This is a genomic window from Rhizobium sp. X9, assembly GCF_018873185.1.
GTDB lineage: Bacteria > Pseudomonadota > Alphaproteobacteria > Rhizobiales > Rhizobiaceae > Agrobacterium > Agrobacterium oryzihabitans.
Map to the genome: position 1 here is coordinate 434,017 of NZ_CP071312.1, position 19,989 is coordinate 454,005.

14 protein-coding genes are annotated in these 19,989 nt (G+C 60.9%); 4 read left to right on the forward strand and 10 right to left on the reverse strand.

Annotation, left to right across the window (positions count from 1 at the left end; all coding sequences use genetic code 11):
- The first annotated feature begins 128 nt into the window (after window positions 1–128).
- Window positions 129–566 carry an EamA family transporter gene (locus JZY08_RS16990; RefSeq protein WP_216332708.1) on the forward strand — a complete coding sequence of 146 codons (438 nt, stop codon included), beginning with the start codon at window positions 129–131 and terminating at the stop codon, window positions 564–566.
- A 58-nt stretch (window positions 567–624) separates the two neighbouring features.
- Here JZY08_RS16990 and JZY08_RS16995 read toward each other — a convergent pair whose 3' ends face one another.
- Together JZY08_RS16995 and JZY08_RS17000 are read right to left on the reverse strand one after the other, a co-directional pair.
- Complete coding sequence (locus JZY08_RS16995; protein ID WP_216332709.1) at window positions 625–1,977, reverse strand: aspartate aminotransferase family protein; 1,353 nt, start codon at window positions 1,975–1,977, stop codon at window positions 625–627.
- Between the two features lie 37 nt (window positions 1,978–2,014).
- Window positions 2,015–2,749 (reverse strand): SDR family NAD(P)-dependent oxidoreductase, encoded by a 735-nt coding sequence (locus tag JZY08_RS17000; RefSeq protein ID WP_216332710.1) that lies wholly within the window; start codon window positions 2,747–2,749, stop codon window positions 2,015–2,017.
- Between the two features lie 235 nt (window positions 2,750–2,984).
- Here JZY08_RS17000 and JZY08_RS17005 point away from each other — a divergent pair, with 235 nt between their 5' ends.
- Both JZY08_RS17005 and JZY08_RS17010 read left to right on the forward strand, forming a co-directional pair.
- Window positions 2,985–4,631: a GNAT family N-acetyltransferase gene (locus tag JZY08_RS17005; RefSeq protein WP_216332711.1), complete on the forward strand. Its 1,647-nt coding sequence runs from the start codon at window positions 2,985–2,987 to the stop codon at window positions 4,629–4,631.
- A gap of 60 nt (window positions 4,632–4,691) precedes the next feature.
- Window positions 4,692–5,846 carry an amidohydrolase gene (locus tag JZY08_RS17010; protein ID WP_216332713.1) on the forward strand — a complete coding sequence of 385 codons (1,155 nt, stop codon included), beginning with the start codon at window positions 4,692–4,694 and terminating at the stop codon, window positions 5,844–5,846.
- Between the two features lie 27 nt (window positions 5,847–5,873).
- Here JZY08_RS17010 and JZY08_RS17015 read toward each other — a convergent pair whose 3' ends face one another.
- From JZY08_RS17015 to bcsN, 5 genes are all read right to left on the reverse strand, one after another.
- Window positions 5,874–8,225 (reverse strand): cellulose synthase, encoded by a 2,352-nt coding sequence (locus JZY08_RS17015; RefSeq protein WP_216332715.1) that lies wholly within the window; start codon window positions 8,223–8,225, stop codon window positions 5,874–5,876.
- Window positions 8,216–9,271: a glycosyl hydrolase family 8 gene (locus JZY08_RS17020; RefSeq protein ID WP_216332717.1), complete on the reverse strand. Its 1,056-nt coding sequence runs from the start codon at window positions 9,269–9,271 to the stop codon at window positions 8,216–8,218. The genes JZY08_RS17015 and JZY08_RS17020 overlap by 10 nt, the downstream gene beginning before the upstream one ends.
- Window positions 9,268–11,775, reverse strand: a complete 2,508-nt coding sequence (locus JZY08_RS17025; RefSeq protein ID WP_216332719.1) for a cellulose biosynthesis cyclic di-GMP-binding regulatory protein BcsB — start codon at window positions 11,773–11,775, stop codon at window positions 9,268–9,270. The genes JZY08_RS17020 and JZY08_RS17025 overlap by 4 nt, the downstream gene beginning before the upstream one ends.
- Window positions 11,772–13,961, reverse strand: a complete 2,190-nt coding sequence (gene bcsA, locus JZY08_RS17030; RefSeq protein WP_216332722.1) for a UDP-forming cellulose synthase catalytic subunit — start codon at window positions 13,959–13,961, stop codon at window positions 11,772–11,774. The genes JZY08_RS17025 and bcsA overlap by 4 nt, the downstream gene beginning before the upstream one ends.
- 82 nt (window positions 13,962–14,043) lie before the next feature.
- The gene (bcsN, locus tag JZY08_RS17035) at window positions 14,044–14,943 is read right to left on the reverse strand and encodes a cellulose biosynthesis protein BcsN (protein WP_216332724.1); all 900 of its coding nucleotides are present in this window, start codon (window positions 14,941–14,943) and stop codon (window positions 14,044–14,046) included.
- 433 nt (window positions 14,944–15,376) lie between these two features.
- Here bcsN and JZY08_RS17040 point away from each other — a divergent pair, with 433 nt between their 5' ends.
- Window positions 15,377–16,561, forward strand: a complete 1,185-nt coding sequence (locus JZY08_RS17040) for an AGE family epimerase/isomerase (protein ID WP_253204130.1) — start codon at window positions 15,377–15,379, stop codon at window positions 16,559–16,561.
- A gap of 53 nt (window positions 16,562–16,614) precedes the next feature.
- Here JZY08_RS17040 and JZY08_RS17045 read toward each other — a convergent pair whose 3' ends face one another.
- Genes JZY08_RS17045 through JZY08_RS17055 form a run of 3 tightly spaced genes read right to left on the reverse strand, consistent with a single transcriptional unit; the run spans window position 16,615 to window position 19,976 of the window.
- A complete protein-coding gene (locus JZY08_RS17045; protein ID WP_035243560.1) occupies window positions 16,615–17,577 on the reverse strand; it encodes a glycoside hydrolase family 26 protein in 963 nt (320 codons plus the stop codon).
- 11 nt (window positions 17,578–17,588) lie between these two features.
- Window positions 17,589–18,092, reverse strand: a complete 504-nt coding sequence (locus JZY08_RS17050) for a DUF995 domain-containing protein (RefSeq protein WP_035243559.1) — start codon at window positions 18,090–18,092, stop codon at window positions 17,589–17,591.
- Window positions 18,093–18,107: 15 nt separating this feature from the next.
- On the reverse strand, window positions 18,108–19,976 hold the full coding sequence (locus JZY08_RS17055; protein WP_253204165.1) for a glycosyltransferase family 2 protein: 1,869 nt from the start codon (window positions 19,974–19,976) through the stop codon (window positions 18,108–18,110).
- Between the last annotated feature and the right edge of the window lie 13 nt (window positions 19,977–19,989).

Here is a 19,989-nt window from a genome sequence, read left to right on the forward strand (position 1 = left end):
GCATCGGGATCGATGTTCCGGCCTTTCATCGTTCAAAACCACCTGCGTACCGAAAACGGTTTTTATAAGCTTTCCGATGTTGTAGAGCCGAATAGGAAGAACGAATGCGAAGAACGGAGTAGGCCCATATGAAGAACCTGTTTCTGGCCTGGCAATTCTGGGCACTGCTATCGGCGGCTTTCGCTGCATTGACCGCGATTTTCGCGAAGATCGGCATCGAAAACGTCAATTCCGATTTCGCCACCTTCATCCGCACTATCGTCATCCTCGCCGCTGCCGGCCTGATGGTTTATGTCACAGGCAACTGGCAGCAGCCCTCCACCATTTCGGGGCGGACCTGGATCTTTCTCGTGCTTTCCGGTCTGGCAACCGGCGCCTCGTGGATATGTTACTTCCGGGCGCTGAAAATCGGCGATGCCGCCCGTGTCGCCCCCATCGACAAGCTCAGCGTCGTGTTCGTCGCCGTCTTCGCGGTTTTGTTTCTGGGGGAAAAGCTGTCGCTGCCTAACTGGCTGGGCGTGGTGCTGATCGCGTGCGGCGCGGTGCTTGTGGCATACCGGGGATAAGGTGAGCTAGCAGCGAATCTCCCGGCCGGACGAACCGGCCGGGACATTCGCAAAGTCATCAGGCGCGTGCCGCCGCAGCCTTGTCCAGACCACGCTTCACACCGGCAAACAGGTCGTCAAGCTGCTCGGCGGTGATGATCAGCGGCGGGCAGAAGCAGATGGATTCGCCGATCGGACGGGTGATAACGCCCTCGTCCTCAATGGCAGCGGCGATGGCAAGCGTTGCGTCGCCCGGCTTTGTGCCTTCCCATGGCTTTATCTCCAGCGCGCCGAGAAGGCCGACACCGCGCGAGGAGTGTACCAGCGGGTGATCGGCAAGCGCCTTCAGATGATCGAGGAACCTGCCCTCAAGCCGGGCGACATTGCCGACCAGATCGCGCTCCTGAATGATCTTCAGGTTCTCCAGGCCCACGGCCGTCGCAACCGGGTGGCCGGAGGCGGTATAACCATGGCCGAAGGAGCCGATGCGGTCGGACTCGTCGGCGATCGGCTGGTAAAAATCGTCACTCATGATGATCGCCGAAAGCGGCATGTAGGATGAGGATATCTGCTTGGAAACCACCAGAACATCCGGCTTGATCCCATAGGTCTCGCAGGCGAACATCTTGCCCGTGCGGCCGAAACCGCAGATCACCTCGTCTACGACAAGCAGAATGTCGTATTTCTTCAGGATTGCCTGTACGCCTTTCCAATAACCTTCAGGCGGCAGAAGAACCCCGCCCGCACCCATCACCGGCTCACCCCAGAAGGCGGCGACGGTTTCGGGGCCTTCGCTGAGGATCAGGTCCTCAAGTTCCTTCAGGATGCGTGCGGTGAAATCCGCCTCGCTTTCGCCGTCCCTGCCGAAATGCACATAGGAAGGGCAGGCGGTATGCAGCATGCGGTCCAGCGGCAGGTCGAAGCTTTCATGGTTGCGCGGCAGGCCGGTGATCGATGCGGAAGCAATCGTCACGCCATGATAGCCCTTGATGCGGCCAATGATCTTCTTCTTCTCCTTTTTGCCAAGCGCATTGGAGCGATACCACACCATCTTGGCGACAAGATCGTTGGCCTCAGACCCCGAAGAGGTGAAGTGCACCTTCGACATCGGCACCGGCGAAAGCTCGATCAGCAACTCGGCAAGATCGACGGACGGGCCATGCGTCTTGTAGGAGAAGGTGTGATAATAGGGCAGCTTCTGCATCTGCTTCGTCGCTGCGTCCACCAGCCGCTGTTCACCGAAGCCAAGCGCCACCGACCATAACCCCGCCATCGCCTCGATATAGCGCTTGCCGCTGCTATCGGTCACGTAGATGCCTTCGCCGCTTTCGATCACCAGACCGCCGGTCTTCTCGAATTTGCGCAGATTGACGTTCGGATGCATCTGGTAGGCGATATCGCGTGCCTCGACGGAATTTGGCAGGATGGTCATGGATAAAGGCTCCGTTTCGGTTGGATGGGCTGAAGCGTCAGACGTGCTGGCCGCCATTGATGAGAATTTCCGCGCCGTTGATGTAGCTCGACTGCTCCGAGCACAGGAAATAGATGGTCTGCGCCACCTCCGCCGTGGTGCCGAGCCGCCCGAGCGGCACCTGCGCCTCCACCAGTTCGGCGGTTCCAGGGGAAAGGATGGCGGTGTTGATTTCGCCGGGCGCAATGGCGTTGGCGCGCACGCCGCGCGGGCCGAATTCATGCGCCAGCTCCCGCGTCAGCGCCGCAAGCGCTGCCTTCGATGTCGCATAGGCGACCCCTGCAAAAGGGTGCACCCGTGAACCGACAATGGATGTGACGTTGACGATACAGCCTTTGGCCGCTTCCAGTTCCGGCAAAAGTGCGCGGGCAAGCAGCGCCGTGGAGACGAGATTGACGTTGAGCACCCGTGTCCACATCTCGGCCGTGGTATCTGCAACGCCGAGACGGCTGCCGCCTTCGCCCTTCGGCGAGATACCGGCATTGTTGACGAGAGCGGCAAGCTTTCCTTCCGGCAGGCGCGAGCGCACTTCGTCGGCGAGGTTATCGATGCGGGACAGGTCCTCGAGATCGGCCTGGATGTGGCTCTCCCGTGCCGAAGGCCAGCGGCATTCCTCCGAAAAGGGTTGCCGCGACACGGTGAGAATTCTCCAGCCCTTCTCCTGAAACAGCTTGACCGTGGCATGCCCTATTCCGCGGCTCGCGCCGGTCAGAAGCATATAAGGAACAGCCATATGAGAACTCCCGTGCCATGTGCACCGTTGAGCCGATCGCACATTCGACCCGCATGTTAGAGTGCTGCCACCGGCTGACAAGGGCTTTTTTGTCGCGGCCGGGTGATGGCGGAAAAGGCCACGGGCTAATCCCATTTGATGCAGGCCTTTCACCCGAAGGGAATATTTGAAGCCAGCCATTTGCCCATAAAATGAAACCTCCCGAATCTGTGATCTGTATTGGGAGGGGGCAAGAATGCGTATCGACATCATCGACACCGACGCCGGCTTCGAGGCGATCCGGCCAAACTGGGAAGCGGTGTTCATGGCCGATCCCCATTCCCGTCATTTCCTGTCCTGGGGCTGGCTGCGGGATTACATGCCGCGCCGCAAGCGCTGGTTCATTCTGGCGCTCAGGGAACGCCCCGAAGGCTCGCCCTATGTGGCGTTTTTTCCGCTGCGCATCGTCACTGAACCGGACAAGAAAACCGGCCGCTTCCACGACAGCATCGTCATGGCCGGCAATGCGGCGGCGGACTACACCGGCTTCATTACCCTGCCGGAATATGAAAATCACGCGGTTGCCGGTTTCTGTTCGTTTATTCGGCAGCAGAACTGGACCGAACTCAAGCTCGACTATCTCTCCGGCCCGCCGGAGCGGCGCGATGCGATGATCCGCGCACTTCAGGGGCCACTCGTCATGTTCCGCGACAACATGCCGACCAACCCCTACAACATCAACAATTGCATCTGCCCGGTCGTGGCCTTGCCGGATACCTTCGACGGCTATCTCGACAGCCACATGAGCAGCCAGACACGTCAGAAGCTGCGGCGTTTCATGAGGAAGGTGGAAGGCGGTGACGAATATCGCATCACTTTCGCGACGCGCGAAACGATCAAGCGGGACATGGATATCCTGTTCGATTTCTGGCGCATCCGCTGGGCGCCCCACAAGGGCAAGGAGCGCACGGAACTCCTGATCGGCGCGACGCGGCAAATGCTGATGGATGTCTATATTCGCGGCGATCTGGAAGTACCGGTCCTCTGGTTCGGAGACCAGCCGCTCGGGGCGCTCGCCAACATCATCGACCGGCAGAAAATGTCGGTGCTGTTCTACATCACCGGCCGCGACGAGAACTGGAAGACCCCTTCACCCGGCCTCGTGCTGCACGGGCACTGCATTCGCAGGGCGATCGAGCAGGGTTTCAAGACCTATGATTTCCTGCGCGGCAACGAGCCATATAAATATTTCTTCGGACCGGAGGAGCACAAGCTCAGCTGCACGCTGTTCCGCACCCGCTCCGGCGACAATCTCGGCGGCACGCTCCACCCGCGCAGCATACGCTTCGTCTATCAGGAGGGCCTCAAGCTTTACAAGATGGGCAAGAAGGCGGCCGCCAATATCGCCTTTTCCCAGGTGCTGGCGGCAGCACCCGACCATCTCGGCGCGCAATTCGGGCTGGCCAATCTGACATTCGACCGGGGCGAATTTCGGGAAGCGGAAATCGCCTTCCTCGGGCTTCTCGGCAGCGGTCAGGACCCGGTTCTCCTGTGGCTGCGCATCGGCGAGGCCCGGCTGGCGCAGCAACAATATAATGAAGCCTCCGAGGCCTTCCGTCAGGTGACCAATCGCGCTCCCTTCCACCGCGAGGCGCTCTATAAATGCGCCGTCGCCCTCATTGCCGCCGAAAGAACGGTGGAAGGTGCGGAAATCCTCGACAGGCTGCAGCATTATCATTCGGACGACGCCGCCCATCTGGAATATGCCGAAAAGGCGCGCACGGCACTTGCCCGGCTGGACCTGCCGAAGGCGAAGGTTCCGGTTCCGGCCGATGTCATCACGCTGGTAGCCAAGCCGAAAACAACGGGCAAACGCTGGCACCCGCCAAAGGTTTTGCATTGAAGACAATGATCTGTAAGTTGCGGCAGGAAACCCCGGCCGGACGACTTGCAAGGATTTTATATGTTTCTGACCAACAGGGATATGCTCGACCTCATTGAGCTGCGTCACGATCTGCACCGTCATCCGGAAATTTCCGGCGAAGAGAAGGAAACCGCGCGGCGCATCCGCAATTTCCTTGAGCAGGCAAAACCGGACCGGATTGTTGCCGATCTCGGCGGTCATGGCGTGGCAGCGGTCTATGACAGCGGAAAAAGCGGTCCGGCGATCCTGATCCGCTCGGAACTCGACGCTCTGCCCATCCAGGAAAAGAGCGAGGCCGAATATCGCTCAAGCGTCGACGGCAAGGGCCATCTTTGCGGCCATGACGGCCATTCGACCATTCTGACGGCGCTGGCGCTTGGCCTTTCCAGACAGCGTCCGCAGACCGGCAGCGTCATCCTTCTCTACCAGCCGGCGGAAGAAACCGGTGCAGGTGCGGCCGCCGTCATCGCCGATCCGCGCTTTGAGGAGATAAAGCCGGACTATTCCTTCTCGCTGCACAATCTTCCCGGCCTGCCATTCGGCCATGTCAGCGTGGTGGAAGGGCCGGTCAACTGCGCCTCGCGCGGCATTAAAATCCGCCTGTCCGGCAAGACCGCGCATGCTTCCTCCCCGGAGCACGGCGTCTCCCCCATGCGGGCGATATCAGAACTGATGCCTGCCCTGACCGATCTCGGCTCCGGCCTTCCCCCGCAGCCCGATTTTTCCATGGTGACGATCACCCATGCCACGATGGGTGAAGCCGCCTTCGGCATTTCTCCGGCGGATGCGGAAATCTGGGCGACGCTCAGGACACTGACTGACGACCGGATGGAGAAGCTCTGCGCGGATGCGGAATTGCTGGCGAAAAAGGTCGCGCACGAACGGAATCTGAGCCTCGACATCACCTACGACGATATTTTCCTGCATTGCGAGAATGCACCGGAAGCCGTCGCCCATATCCTGCAGGCGCTGACCGAGGAGAAGATTTCCAGTAGTTCGGAAGGCCTGCCCATGCGGGCCTCTGAGGATTTCGGCCGCTTCCGAGCCGTCTCATCATCGGCCATGTTCTTTTTGGGCGCAGGCAGGGATTACCCCAACCTGCACAATCCCGACTATGACTTTCCGGACGGGCTGATCGACATCGGCGCACGCATCTTCATGCGCATCATCCGCAACCTTACAGACGCGACATAAGCGGCGACCACTCTTTGGCAACCGCCATCAGCCGCCGCCCTGCGGCCCATTGCTTGGCCGGGCGGCGCGAACCGCAGCCAGCCCCTTGATGCCCTCCTTATCGCCAATGGACGTCAGGCTTTCGAAAATCTGCGCTGCATCGGCGTAGCGGCGCATGGCGAGATAGGAATAACCGCGCAGCACCATAAGATCGGTGCGCTCATCGGCAAGCCGTGCCCGCTGATCGAGCAGGAGAAGCGTTTCCGCATAACGTTTCGACTGGAAGGCTGAGACCGCCCTGTCAGCCAGGATCGAGACCTGCAATTCCGTCGCCCGTGGACGCTCCATCTGGGATTTCGTTGCCGAAACGGCGGCATGGTCCGTCAGTCCCATGCGCAGATAGGCAAGGCTCTGGCCATAGGCCGCATCGCTTTTCACAGTCGACTGTCCGCTGGCAATGGCGGATTCGAAGGCCTTCAGGGCTTCCGCCGGCCGGTTCGTTTCCATCAGGCACCAGCCGAGATCGAGCGCCTGCTGCGCCGGCAGACGCTGCGGATCAGGATAGACGGCGCAGGAGCGCGGACGTGACGCGGCGCTGCTCGACCTCTGCGTCTGCGAAGGCAGGCGCGCCTGCTTGCGCGAGGGTTCGGGAGCGGGCTGCTGCACGACCGGCTGGCTGTAAGCCACCGCCGTCTCTGCGGTCTGCGGCGCATAGGGCGCAGGTGCTGTTGACGGAGAAGCTGAGGCGGGAGGCGGCGCGGCAACGGGCGTCATCGCCTGTCTCGACTGGTCCACCATGCGTGCCGTTCCGACATCGGCGATGCGCTGCGACCGGCTTGCCCATTGCTGCTGGATGGCACGCAGACCGGCGAGATTGCGCAGATTATGATAGCTGACCGCCATGCCATAGGCAGAGGGCTCATCATCCGCTTTCCAGCCAAGCGCCGTGCCGAACCATTGCAAGGCGAGCGGCGTCTGCCGGAAGGCAAGCGAATACCAGCCGAATTGCTGCGCGGTCGCGGCATCCTTGCGCGCCATCGTTTCCGTCGCAATGCGCTGCAGCACGTCAGGCGGCAGCACGACAGGCGGCTCGAGTGCCAGAAGATTGGCGGTTGCGGCCAGATAGGTCGCAAGCGCATCATCGGATGCATTACGCCATTTATACATGACGTCTTCGGCCTCGCGCGGCTCGTTGCGGTCAATCAGCGCCAGTGCCAGCCCTTGCGAGGCAGAGGCGCTATCATCGTCTTCGCGCGCCTTGCGGAACCACTTTTCCGCTTCGGTCATGTTCTTCTGGCGGATATTGTACCAGCCGAGCAGCAGGGCATCGCTTGCAAGCTTATCTGTCTCCGCAAGCCGTTCAAGCCGCATCAGATAAGCGGAGGGAACGGAAATACCCTCTTTCTCCCCTGCCTTTGCCACGAACTGGCGCGCGAGATCATTCTTGACCGGCTCGAATTCCAGCTGACCGTCCGCGCCGGGTCTTTCCTTGGCCAGCAGCTCGTCCATCATCTCCGCGGGCAGAAGTGCTGATGCCTTCTGCACCGTGGCGAGCCGGTCGCTTGGCACCGTGCAATTGTTGAGGATGTAGAGATAGGCGTCCCGCGCCCGTCCCATCCGGTCAGTATTGGCGAAGGCATCGGCAACCCGCCACAGCACATCCACCTCGCTGCAGGTCAACAATCCGGGATTGTTGGCGGCTGCATCCACCACGGTTGCATATTGCTTGAGATCGGACGCGTTGACGAGCCGCTGGCGGGCTTCGGCAAGCGAAAGCATGCCTGTCAGATTGTCTGGCGGCTGCCAGCCGGGCTCCGCCTGCTGCCGGTCGGCGATCGCTTTTCTTACCTCGGCATAACGGCCGTCGGTATAAAGCTGCCACATGGCGTCAAGCTGCGGATCACCATTCTCTGGAATGGCGAGCGGGTCGGCAGGCGGTGTCCAGTTGGGATAAAGCGTGCGCAGCCGGGCGATTTCGGCCTGAAGGCGCTGGGTGTCGCCCCTCGCCGCGAAATAGCGCAGCGCACTGAGATCAACCTCGGGCATATCGGGAGCTGCCGGCCGGGTCGCTCGGGGTGCGGGCGCCTGCGCCGTTTGCGGCTGCGATGTCTGTCCGCCAGCCTGTGTCTGCGTCATCGGCTGCGGGTCTGTAGCCGGCACGGTGACCGGTGGCGTCGCAGGCTGCGTTACCTGCGCCACTTCACGGTTCTTGAGGAACGCATTGATCTGCGCGGGATTGGCCGCAGCCGGCGAAATGCGCGGCACCCCACGATTGTCACCGACCGCCGAAGTATGCACGTCCGACACCCGCCCGAGAATGCTGTCACGCCAGTGAAAGGCGGCAAGCGCAATCAGAAGCAGGATGAGAGCCGAGGTCGACAGAGGCTTGTTCATCGGCATTCCCCGTTATTCCCTGTCAGAAACGACAATGCCAGAAGATGCAATGTAGAGGGATAATAAAGTGTTGGCTGAAAGCTGTGAAGTTCGGCGGAAACGGCCGGGCCGCCGGCAGCGCAGGCCGCCAGCGCCGGAATGACGCGGTAGCCGGGGTCTGACAGCACATCCTTGACCGCCCCGCTCTTCAGATCGAACGTACCCGCCGCACCGCTTTCCAGCGTCATGCCGTCTTTCAGCCGGGCAAGCAGTTCCGGAGAGCCCATTTTCGCCCGCGAAAGATAAAGCGGTATCCGCACCGCATTATAGCCGAACTCCGCCGGAAAACCCGACGCCGGCTGCGGCTTCGTCTTCACCGACACCCAGTCGGCGGGCAGTTTTTTGTCGCTGAAGGCGAATGCGCCGATCTGCGCCGCCCCATCATCGGAAAGGGCTTTCCAGAGCGGCGATGGCGCGACGAGATTGAGGACCGGAAAGGCCTCGAAGATCAGATAGGAGGGATTGACCACAGGCCCGTCGTCCCTGTCATTTTCACCAAACCCGCTGGCGGCCGGCAAAAGCAGCGTTCGCCCGCTGCGCTGCACGACGGTCTTCTTGAGGATGGCCGACGCTATGGCTGCCGAGGCCTCGGCATAGTCCTGCCGGTTCCATTGCCCAGCTGCGAGCGCCAGCGCGTAAGCGATCAGAATATCGCCGTCCGTGGCGTTGTTGATGTCAGTCACATGCGGTCTGGTGCGCGGATCCCATTTCCAGGCGGAAAGACCGTCATCGCGCACGAGCAGTTCGGTGCGCGTGAAGCTCCAGATCAGTTCGAAATCGGCAAGGTTGTCGGAAAGAACGGCAAGCCACATGCCATAGCCCTGCCCTTCACTGTGGCTGATATTGCCGTTGCCGGTATCGATGATGCGACCGCCGGGATCGAGGAATGCGCTTTTATAGGCCGCCCATGCCTCCGGGGAAACCGAGGCGGCGCGGCTGGCGGGGATGTTGGCAATCAATGCCATCAGCGAAAGACAAAAAATGCCGACAAGTCGAGAGATCCCAAGTTTCATCGATGTCGCCCCATCAAACGCAGCATCACGAAGGTGGCGAGGCCGAGAAGCGATACAAACCCGATGAATGCCAGTGAATAGGAAAGCACATTGGAAGACAGCCAGTTGGCCGCAATCAGCCTCCAGTTCGAGAGGGAAAAATCCCGTGTCGTATAAAAATACGGTCTCTCCACTTCCACTGTCTCGATCTTTTCGGCTGCCGCATCATAAGCGGCGACCCGTCCCGTGACGTCGCGCCAATGGTTTTCGCGCACCATTGCCGTCATGCCGTCACGAAGCTCCGCCGAAGTCGGTGCAGTGGCCAGTGTCCAGACGCCTTCTCCGGAAGGGCTGAGACCCTGCGCCATCATGAAGGAGACATTTCCGGTCGGCGCATAGGGCTGCTCGGGTGCCGGCAGGAAGCGCAGCGTGTCCGAGCTGAGGTCGAAATTCCGCTTCATCCATTCCTCAAGGGAGGAGACCTGCCCCTCCCAGATGCCGCCATCCACCCGCTCCCGCCAGTCGTTGAAGAGGGTATCGCTGTTTTGCGTGGGCGGCTGAACGCCGGTCCCGATCTTCCAGGATATCTGACTTGAGGGCACGAGATTGAACTGGCTGATCAGCGCCTGCGGGATTTGCGAAATCGTTCCGACGAAAAGGGCGTCGCGATCGCCGATCACCAGCGGCGAGGCCACGGTCTCGACATTGATCGGATGGCCAGACACACTCGCCAGCCGGCTGACGAGCGTCGCAGCCGCCGACATCGTATCAGTGTCGAAACGGTCAAGCGAAAGCGCAACCGGGCTTCCAGCGGCCCTGTAGGGCTGCCCGGCGCCCGCCATCGCCGCCAGATCCGGCTTGCGGCCGATCCGCGCAAAGTCCGGCACCTGGATTTCCGAGGTGTCGAACAGTGCAAAGCGCGGGGTCGCGCTGGCCGGTGCGCCGGGCGCACAGGCCTGATCCTGCGCCGTCATCAATACGGCCTCGATCGTCACCTTGTTCGGACCCGGCTTGAAATGCCGCATCGTCACCTTGATGGGGAGATGCCGGAAAATGCCGCCGCCATTGTTGGAAATCGGTACGGTCGAAGCGATCTCGTCATTGACGTAGATGTCGATATGGCTGCCGGGCAACACCTGCGACGAATAGGCGGCATCAAGCAGGAGGGACGCCTCGCCATAGGCCGAGGCATAAAAATCGGCGGGCATGCCGATATAAAATTCGTTGCGGAAACGCCGCCCGCCAAATTCGGCGCTTTCAATGCCCAGCTCGGAAAGCGCGATGCGGCGGTCCGACATGATGAGCGGTACATCCGGCGCATGCCAGCTACGGGTCGAAAAGGTCGTTCTCTGCGCGCCGGGGGTGCGCGAAATCGAAGAAAACAGCGTTTCTATCGCCGCCTGCACCGCCTGCGTGGAGGGGCCGCTGACGAAGAGCGGAGAAAGACCGCCCGGCGCGGCATTGCCGAAACCGGCAAAGGCGCCCGCCGATGCTTCGGGCGGCAGTGCAGCGGAAAGGCCCGCAATCTCACGCGCGGTGCCGACGAGGACCACCAGCGTTCCGGCCCTGGGTTCGGCAGACGGGGTGGAAACGAAACGGATCGTCTGGTTCGGCATCTGGGTTCTGAGCGCCAGAGCCTGCGAAAGCCGCAGGAGCGAATCCGCGAATGCCGGATTGCCGAGCCCGGGCGCGACGATCTCGATCGACGTCGCCGCTTTGCCATCCGGCCCGGTTGCCTGAATGTCGTCTATATTGGCGAAGTTGCCGGCAACATCGGCGTTGAAGGCGATATAGGTGCTTGCCGGGTCAATCTCGGTCCAAAGATCATAGGTGGACTGGATCGTGCAATCGGTTCTGTGGCGCTGCTGCACACCAAGCGTCACGACATTCGCCCCCACCTGCAAGACACCAGGCGGAATTTTCAGCGAAATATTGCCTTCGCTATCCGGCGCTTCGATACGCGCCGCATCGAGAGGAACATTGTTCAGGCTGACCTGGAAGTTCGAGCTTTCCGGCGCGACGACAATGGCGTTCTGATAACCGATATTCAGCGCGACGGCGGCATTCACCTGCTCAGGCGTCAGGTAGATGCTCCATTGCCGCCTGTCTATCTCGCCGGAAAGGCTGAGCTTTTCATAGGGCAATATATAACGGCGGCGGCTGTCGGCGGCGAGTGACGGTGTCTGGGCAGATGCTGGCCGTGCGCCCTCCTGCCGCGGCGGAACGGCGACGGGCGGCAATGGTAAAGGCGGAACGGCAGCAGGACGCTGTGGCGGTTGCGGCGCGGGTGAAGGCTGGACCGCAAAGGGCGGCTGAACCTGCGGCGGCTGGGTTGGGCTTTGAGCCGGAGGCTGCTGGCGAGGCGCTGCAGGAGGGATGGCAGGTGGCGGCACGGGTGCCGGTGCCGTCTGCGCCGGCCTTTCAGGCGACATATCGAAGGGCGAGGACTGCGCCATCGCACCGGTTGCAACGGCACCCCACATCAAAACTGTCAGTGAACTTCTGATCGTTTTGCGGCCGGTCATTTCGCGGCTCCGGCAGGTTTGACGGTTTTGGCGGCAGGGCGGAGCGCCTTGACCAGATAAAAGAGGCCACGCTGCGTCTGGAACAGCGAAATCGCCAGGAAGATCGCCGTACCACGAATGAGGCCGGGGTTCTTGCGGCGCACGCGCTGGAATTCGCTCCATTGTTCGGAATTGGCGAAGATGAGGTCTGCGATCAGACGATGATCGATGGCACGCTGCGGCGAGAACGTGCAGCCGATGGACACAAACCCTTCGCCGCGAACCGTGCGGACGACGTTGATGGGCATGGTTTCCGGCACGCCCTCGCTATGGGGTTTGACCTTCACGATCGCCGTCGTGTTCTTTTCGATCGCCGTGGCGTTGTCGAACAGATTGATCAGCAGGCCATGCACCGAGACGTTCTCGATGGAGGCCGGCACCCATGCATCGCTGCCCTCAAGCTTGACCTCGCACCGTCGTTTCACGGTGATGCGGCGCGATGCCGATTTGTCGCCGCGCTCCGAGACGACACCGAGCGCGCAGCCAGCAAAGATGAGGTTGAGCAGGTTCCAGCCGCCGACGACGAGTGTGACATCGGCTTTGTAGGGCTCGCTGTAGATACGCCAGATGGCAAAGGCCATGGCTACGACCAGAAGCGCAAAAATGACGAAGAAAGGCCGGCTGATTTCCGAAAGCCGCGCCTCTGCGATGGATTCATCCTTTGCCGTCACCTTGAAGGTCGGCTTGCCAGGATTGAAGATCACCGAAACGACGGCTGGCAGAAGATGGACCGTCTGCACATATTCGTAAAGCTCCGAAATCCAAGGCCATCTGAAGCTGCCATAGAGGTAGTTCTGCATCATCAGATTCACGAGCATATAGGCGGCGGTATAGGCCAGGAACTCGCCACCCGAGGCGACGAAAATCTGAAGATCGAAGAACAGGTAGAACAGCGGGGCAAACAGGAAGATCGTGCGCGGAAACGGGAACAGCCAGAACAGCGTCGATGACATGTAGCAAAGACGCTGCGTGAAGGAGAGGCCGCGCCGGAACAGGGGCTGGCGAAAGATCAGGATCTGCATCATGCCCTGCGCCCAGCGGCTGCGCTGGCCGATGAAGCTGGCGAAGGTGGCCGGCTGCAACCCGGCGATCAACGGCTTGTCGACATAGATGCTGTTCCAGCCGCGCGAATGCAGCGCCAGCGCCGTTTCGCAATCCTCGGTGATGCTGACGCCGCTGAACCCTTCCGTGTCCTGCAGCGCCTCGCGCCGCAGCACGGCGGCGGAGCCGCAGAAGAACGCGCCGTTCCATTTGTCGAGGCCGCGCTGGATGATGCCGTAGAACATCTCATTCTCACTGGGCATCGTCTCGAAGGTGCGCAGATTGCGCTCGATGGGATCGGGATTGACGAAGAAGTGCGGCGTCTGCACGAGAAAGAGCCGGGGATCCTCCTCGAAATAACCCACCGTTTCCAGAAGGAAATCACGGGCGGGTGCATGGTCGGCGTCGAACACCGTGACCAGTTCGCCGGTCGAATGGGCAAGGCCGTTATTGAGATTTCCGGCCTTGGCATGGACGTTGCGCTCGCGCGTCAGATAACGCACGTCAAGATCCTCGCAGAGCTTCTTCAGCTCCTCGTGGCGGCGCTGCGCCGCCTGTGCCTCGACGATATTGCTGGCATTACGCTTCTGCACCGAACCGCCATCGTCCAGCAGCCAGACGGTGAACCTGTCGGCCGGATAATCCATGTTCTTGGCGGCCGCCAGCGTATTGGCGAGAAGCTCCGCATCCTCGTTGTAGCTCGGCACGAAGACATCGACCGTCGGCCGGTAATCGGGCGAACCCGGCCGGGTCTTGCGCGAAGGCAGCGGCATCGAGACGATGACGAGGCTGAGGCCCAGCATCACGACGCTGTACATTTCCGCAAGGTAGAGCAGAAAGCCCGGAATGAAGTTCTCAAGCTGATTGACGGGCGGCAATGTGCTGGTGGTGCGCCAGTAGACATAACGCAACACGATGGCCGTGCCGAAACCAAGCGCCACCAGACGCCAGGCCCCCTGCCCGTTGAAACTCTTGATCGTTGCAAGGAGGACGAGCGAAATCGCCGTGGCGACCAGATGCGTCTGCAGGCTGACCGGCATCGTAATGATGGCCAGAACGCAAAGCGAGACAAGCAACCAGACAATGATCGTGATGGCCTTGTTCATCCAGAAACTTTCCGTTCTCTTCCCCACCCGGACGTCTCACCGGGATTTTCTGCAACGCCCTCTTCCGCTCTTCGTCCCGCGATCATCTGCATCCTTGAGCCACCCCCGAACCGGACACGCATGCTGGCGAGGGAATGGATACCTGCGGCACCTGCGACGGCAGCTGGCTCCCCACCTTGACGTTCTCCGCGCGAGTGCCGGCCACAGCGTCCCTTGCGGGCTGGGCGGGCGCACTGGCCGAGACGGGCGACGGAATGCTGACTGCCGCCACCGGCGGCAGCGGCTGCGCCTCCGGCTGAACAGGCGTGATGGCTGCGGCGGCACGGCGCGCAGGCTGCCTCGGCACGCTCGCCGTCACTTCGCCACCCGGCCGCATCGGCACGTCATCCGACCTGACAGGATAGACCGGATGGCCCGGCCGGCCGAGATTTTGATCCACCGCCTGCGGCGTGCCATAGGGGTTCCAGCTTTGCGAAGCATAGGTGCCGGTGATGGTGTAATTATACATGACCGCCAGAAGCCGCTCGACGCTCGACCCCGACTGGCAGAGCCGCAACCTGACCTTGATGCGTCCGAGGTTGCGGAAATCCTGCCGCATGCTTTCCGGCGAGCGAATATCCTGCCAGCCATAAAGGCAGGTGTCGCCACCCCTGCCGCTGCCGGCCGCATAGGAAAAGGCGCCGTAGCCGTTTTGCAGGTAATTGGCCGACATGGTGATGTTTTCACCCGGAAACTCCGAACGGATTTCGCGTGCGACGGATGCGGCCCTGAAACCGGTAAACGTCAAAGCGTCACGATCGGTGTCGCCAGCCTGCTGCGGACCGAAAAACTCCGCCTTGATATAGTTCTGGCCGGGCGTTGCGGCATCGGAGCGCAATATGACCTGCTGCGCCACGGCGTTCGAATAGGTGCGGTTGATGACGGTCACGATTTCCGGGCCACCGGGCGGCGGGAAAACCAGCGCCTCGGACGGAGACAGCATCTGCGCGCCCCCGAACGACCGAACGCCCGAGGGAGTATTGCAGCCCGCAAGAACCGCAACAGAGAACAGCAATGAAGAATAGGCAGAAAATTTCACTGCCTTGTGCCCCTTTATGTCCCCCATCCCACCCAGGTTAAAAAGAGACCGAATCAAACGTGACCAGACCATTGTTACGAAATACGTGAGGACTACGAATAAGCAATCTCAAATTTGCGTTGTAATTTCTGAGACTTTATGGGTTTCGAATCACTTCTGATCCGTGATCTGCCACAAAGGAGCGCGGAACAAATCGCGCCCGCGCGGGTTGGCTCACCATTAGGTCGATAATTTTTACGGTTGCAGCGCAATATGTCCCATGGTCTACTTGCCTCTATAATTACGTATTCTTATTGGTCTAATTTTTCATTCAACTGTAAAAACAGAGAGTTGACGCATGACTGTGCAATTTCCGAGTATCGCGCAGGCGCTTGCCGAAGAAATCGGAACATTACGGAAATGGCTGGATGAGGACGCCCTGCCCTTGTGGTGGGAGGCGGGTTCAGCCCGGCCGGACGGCGGTTTTTACGAGCGCCTCGGCCAGGATGCGAAACCGATTTTTTCCGATGACCGCCGCGCCCGTGTCCAGCCGCGCCAGGCCTATTGTTTCGCCGCAGCCGGCCAGCACGGCTGGCAGGGACCCTGGAAAGACGCGCTGCTGCATGGTTTGAGCTGGTTCGAAAAGGTCTATCGCCTCGACAATGGTCTTTACGGCAACCTCGCCGACCAGACCGGCAGGCTGATCGATCCCTCCTTCGATCTCTACAATCAGGCTTTTGCGCTTTTCGCCGCCGCACAGACGGCGGCTGCCCTTCCCGACCGCAAGGACGAGATGCGCGGCCGGGCGCTCGATATTCTCGCTATCCTCAAGCGCGACTACAAACATCCCGTCGCCGGCTTCGAGGAAGAAAATCCGCCGCGCACGCCGCTCTGCTCCAATCCGCACATGCATCTTTTCGAGGCGATGCTTGCCTGGGAAGTACAGGACCCGGAAGGTCCCTGGTCGGCTCTGGCCGATGAGATCGCCGATCTTGCGCTGAACCGCTTCATCGATAGCGGCAATGGAGGCCTGCGGGAATTCTTCGGCCATGACTGGGCACCCTATGAGGGCGACAAAGGCCGCATCATGGAGCCGGGCCATCAGTTCGAATGGGCATGGCTTCTGGTGCGCTGGGGCAGCCTGCGCAACAATGAGGTGGCGATCGCCAAGGCCAGGCGCCTGTTCGAGATCGGCGAGGAGCACGGCACCTGCCCGCGCCGCAAGGTCGCGATCATGAGCCTCTATGATGATTTTTCGGTGCATGACGGGCTGGCGCGGCTATGGCCGCAGACGGAATGGCTGAAGGCGGCGGTGCGCCTTGCCACTGTCACGTCCGGCGAGGAGAGGCAGCGTTACCTCGCCTCTGGCCTCAGAGCCATCGGCGCGCTGCAGCCCTTCCTCGACACGCCGGTCAAAGGGCTGTGGTTCGACAAATGGCCGGCCGACAAGCCGATGCTCGACGAGCCGGCACCGGCAAGCACGTTCTATCACATCGTCTGCGCCATCTATGAGGCCGAGGCGGTGCTGGCAGTCAGCAAATAAATATCCGGGCGAGCGAGCGGGCCGGGCGTCCGCTCAGCTCGCTCCGGCCTCGTTCAAGCCTTGGCCGGGCGCACGACGCGCCAGTCGGGCTTACCGAGATTGTGCGGCCAGGGATGCACGTCCTTGTCATTGAAATAGACGACCTCTTCCAGCCTCGGAAAATCCGCCTGTTTCAATGTCACGTCGTTCATCCATGGACGGACGTAGGAATCGCCGCCTTCATAGCCGAGTTCGGCGACCCAGACCGGCTTATTGAAGGTTTCGACAAGCCCATAGCCTTTGCGCAGCAGATCGGAGAACTTCTGCGGTCCGCCATATTCGATCTTGTCGTAGTCCTCGAGACCGAAGACCGATAGCCCGACCAGATCGGCGTAGCTGTCACCGGGATAATAGGCGCGAAGACCATCGAGCCCCTTCGGTGACCACATCACCTTGACGCCGGGGACCGCCCTGCGGGTCATGTCCACCATGCGCTTATAGGCCGTGATATAGTCCTGCGGGTTCCATCCCGACCATGAGAAGCGGCCGGACGTGTCTTCCATTTCCTGCCCCCAGCGAAGGATGAGCGGGCTTTTCATTGCCGACATGCGTGCGGCGATCGCCTGCATGTTCTTGTCGTAGTCGCCTCCCAGCACCCTGCGGCGCAACTCGTCGGAGGTGAGACGCCAGTTGACGTCCCAAGACCAGGGCTCGACCGTGATCAGAACATTGCGCTTGCGCTCCATGGCATAGGCGTCCGCAAGCGCCAGACTGTCGAGATCCACGTCCTCCCAGGGCAGGAACAGATGTTCCGTTGCCACCCCGGTCTGGCCGGTGAAATCGCCGTGCGGATCGTAAGCGCCGAAGCGGATACCGTCCGCATGCAATGTCGGACGTTTGTCGGCAAGTGTCTTCATGCCGGTGGAGCCCATGGGCGCGACCCCCTGGGCGTCCAGTTTGAACATGGGGTACATGCTGGCTGATGCAGCGACAGCCGCCCCACTGGCGAAAAGCAGTTTTCTTCTTGTTATTTGCATGACACTTCCTCCTACCTCGTCGCCATCGTCGCCTTGCCATAGGCGGCGACTTGCGGGGTGACATCGTCCTTGCGGACAAGTTTCAGGAATTCATCTCCGGGCCGTGGCGGGTTATGCCGGAAGACGTACCACGGGCCGCCCTGCTTGCGCTGGTAGAGCACCTTGCCGATGCGACCATGGTCGAAGCAGGTATCGGCCTTGCCGCTTCCCGCCATACTTTTCCAGGTGGCGCGCATGCACAGCGTGCCATTGGCATCCACCGTCCAACGGCCATCGCCGACCGACTTGACGCCTTTTTCTTCCGTGGCGGCAACGAACTTGCGTCCATCGGCGATGAAGCGCCCGCCGCCCGTATCCCATTTCCAGGTCTTGTCGTAATACATGTCAACGACTTCGCTGGTCCGGAGCGGTTTCGGCGTCTTCGTGCCGCCTGCGGCGTGGACGGCACTTGGTGCGATCACCGCAAGGCAGAGTACGAAAGCGGAGAATCCGCAGTTGCTTATTGTTGTTCTCATCACAGCCTCCTCCTTCTATTGTCCGACCCTATTGTCGGCCAGCATGATTTCTCCGGTTGTCATCGCCGGTGGCGGCATCATGGGTTCCGCCTGCATGTTTCGATTTCCGGGCATTCCCGGCAGTACGATGCGCAATTTCAGACGCACCGATCTTGCTCCTTCCACGCCAGCGCCGGCCACGGTGAACCGCGTTTCGGTGAAGCTGACATAGGGCTGCCCGTGCGACAGGGCTTCCAGCCCGCCAATTGCATGGGAGCTGAGTTCCGCGGCACTGCCGCCCACAAGCATTAACGAACAGGCAGCGGCAGTCGCCGCACCGCGCAATGCCGGCAGCCTCGGCAAACCGTTTTCCATCGCGTGGCGGATAAGCAGAAACACCGAGAGGCCCGCATAGATCGCCACATTGATCGCGGCGAAGACGAAGAAGCCTTCCGCTCCGCTTTCGCGCGGCGCCAAAACCATGGCCAAAAGGCTCAACGCGGCCAAAGCCATGTAAGGCACGATTACCCGGAGCGGCAGTGGGGGTTTTGCCTGCGTGCCCTTCGGCGTGATGCGGAAGTCGACGAAGTCGCCACGGATCGTATCCCGGATCGCTGCCAGCACACCCATCAAAGACCAGGGCCAGCGCAGGAACAGAAACACCGTGGCTTCCCAGCTGAAGAGTTTTGCATCATGCGGGCGGAAAGCCCCTGTGGCCCGCCAGAAAAACGCGAACACGATCATGATGAGCGAAATCGGCATGAAATGCGCGAGAAACACCGGATAGGATGCATTGACGAGGACATGCCCACTCAGGAGCGCGACGGCCGGAAGCACGAACATCAGCGCCATGAAGCCGGAAAACAGCGGATACCAAAGCTGCGAGAATAAGAACTGGAACTTCAGCCGCAGGGGCAGTTTCGGCACGTAATGCCGTGAATATTGCAGCAGGATCGTCATCAGGCTGCGCGACCACTGGAATTCCTGCACAATGAGGTCGGCAAAGGTCGAAGGCCCATCGCCATGCGCAATGGCGTTGACGGCGTGGACCCCGCGCCAGCCACCGGCATTCATCAGAAGCGTGGTGGAATGGTCCTCCGCAAGCTCGGGGCCCAGACCGCCCACTTCACGCAGCGCTTTCGTGCGCACAGCATAATGCGAACCGATGCAAAGCGGCGCCCAGCTGTTGTTGTAACCCAGCTGCAGCGCGCCGTGCAGGCTCGCCTCTGCATAAAGCCTGCCGCGCGCGGCCCAGCTTTCACCGGCATTGGCATCGCAGATGCTCGGCGCGGAGACATATCCCACCGCCGGATCGGCGAAGGGGCGGATGATCTCGCTCAGATAATCCGGCTCCGGCACGTGGTCGGCGTCGAACTGGGCGACGAAATCATAACGTTCGTAACCGTAATGATCATAGAAATAAGCGAGATTGCCTTCCTTGCAACGGGTGCGACGCGGCCAGGTCTTGCGGTGATAGTCGGCAACACCTTTGCGGGTCGAAACGAAAACACCATGCGCGCCGCACCATTTCAGCGTTTGCGCATCCGGATCCTCATCCGCAAGCCACACGTCGAATTCCAGCCCCTTTTGCTCCAGCATGGCCAGCAGCGTCTTGCGCACCACGGCGAAGGGTTCCGATGGCGCCTTGGTGACGACCATCGCCACTCGGCCCCTGGGCAGAGGAGAGCGCCGATCGACGACTCTTGCATTCAGGAAGATGAAAATGAAATAGGACGGCAACAGCGTGATCCACGCCAAAGTCATCGTGACGATGGTGTAATAGGGCCAGTCGATGACCCGGTCCCGGTCCAGCCACCAGATCCAGAAATAGGCAAGTGTGACCAGCCAACCGCCGATACCGAGAAGATAGGCTGTGCGGTTCCATCCGGTAAAGACCGACAGCATCCGCAATTCGCCT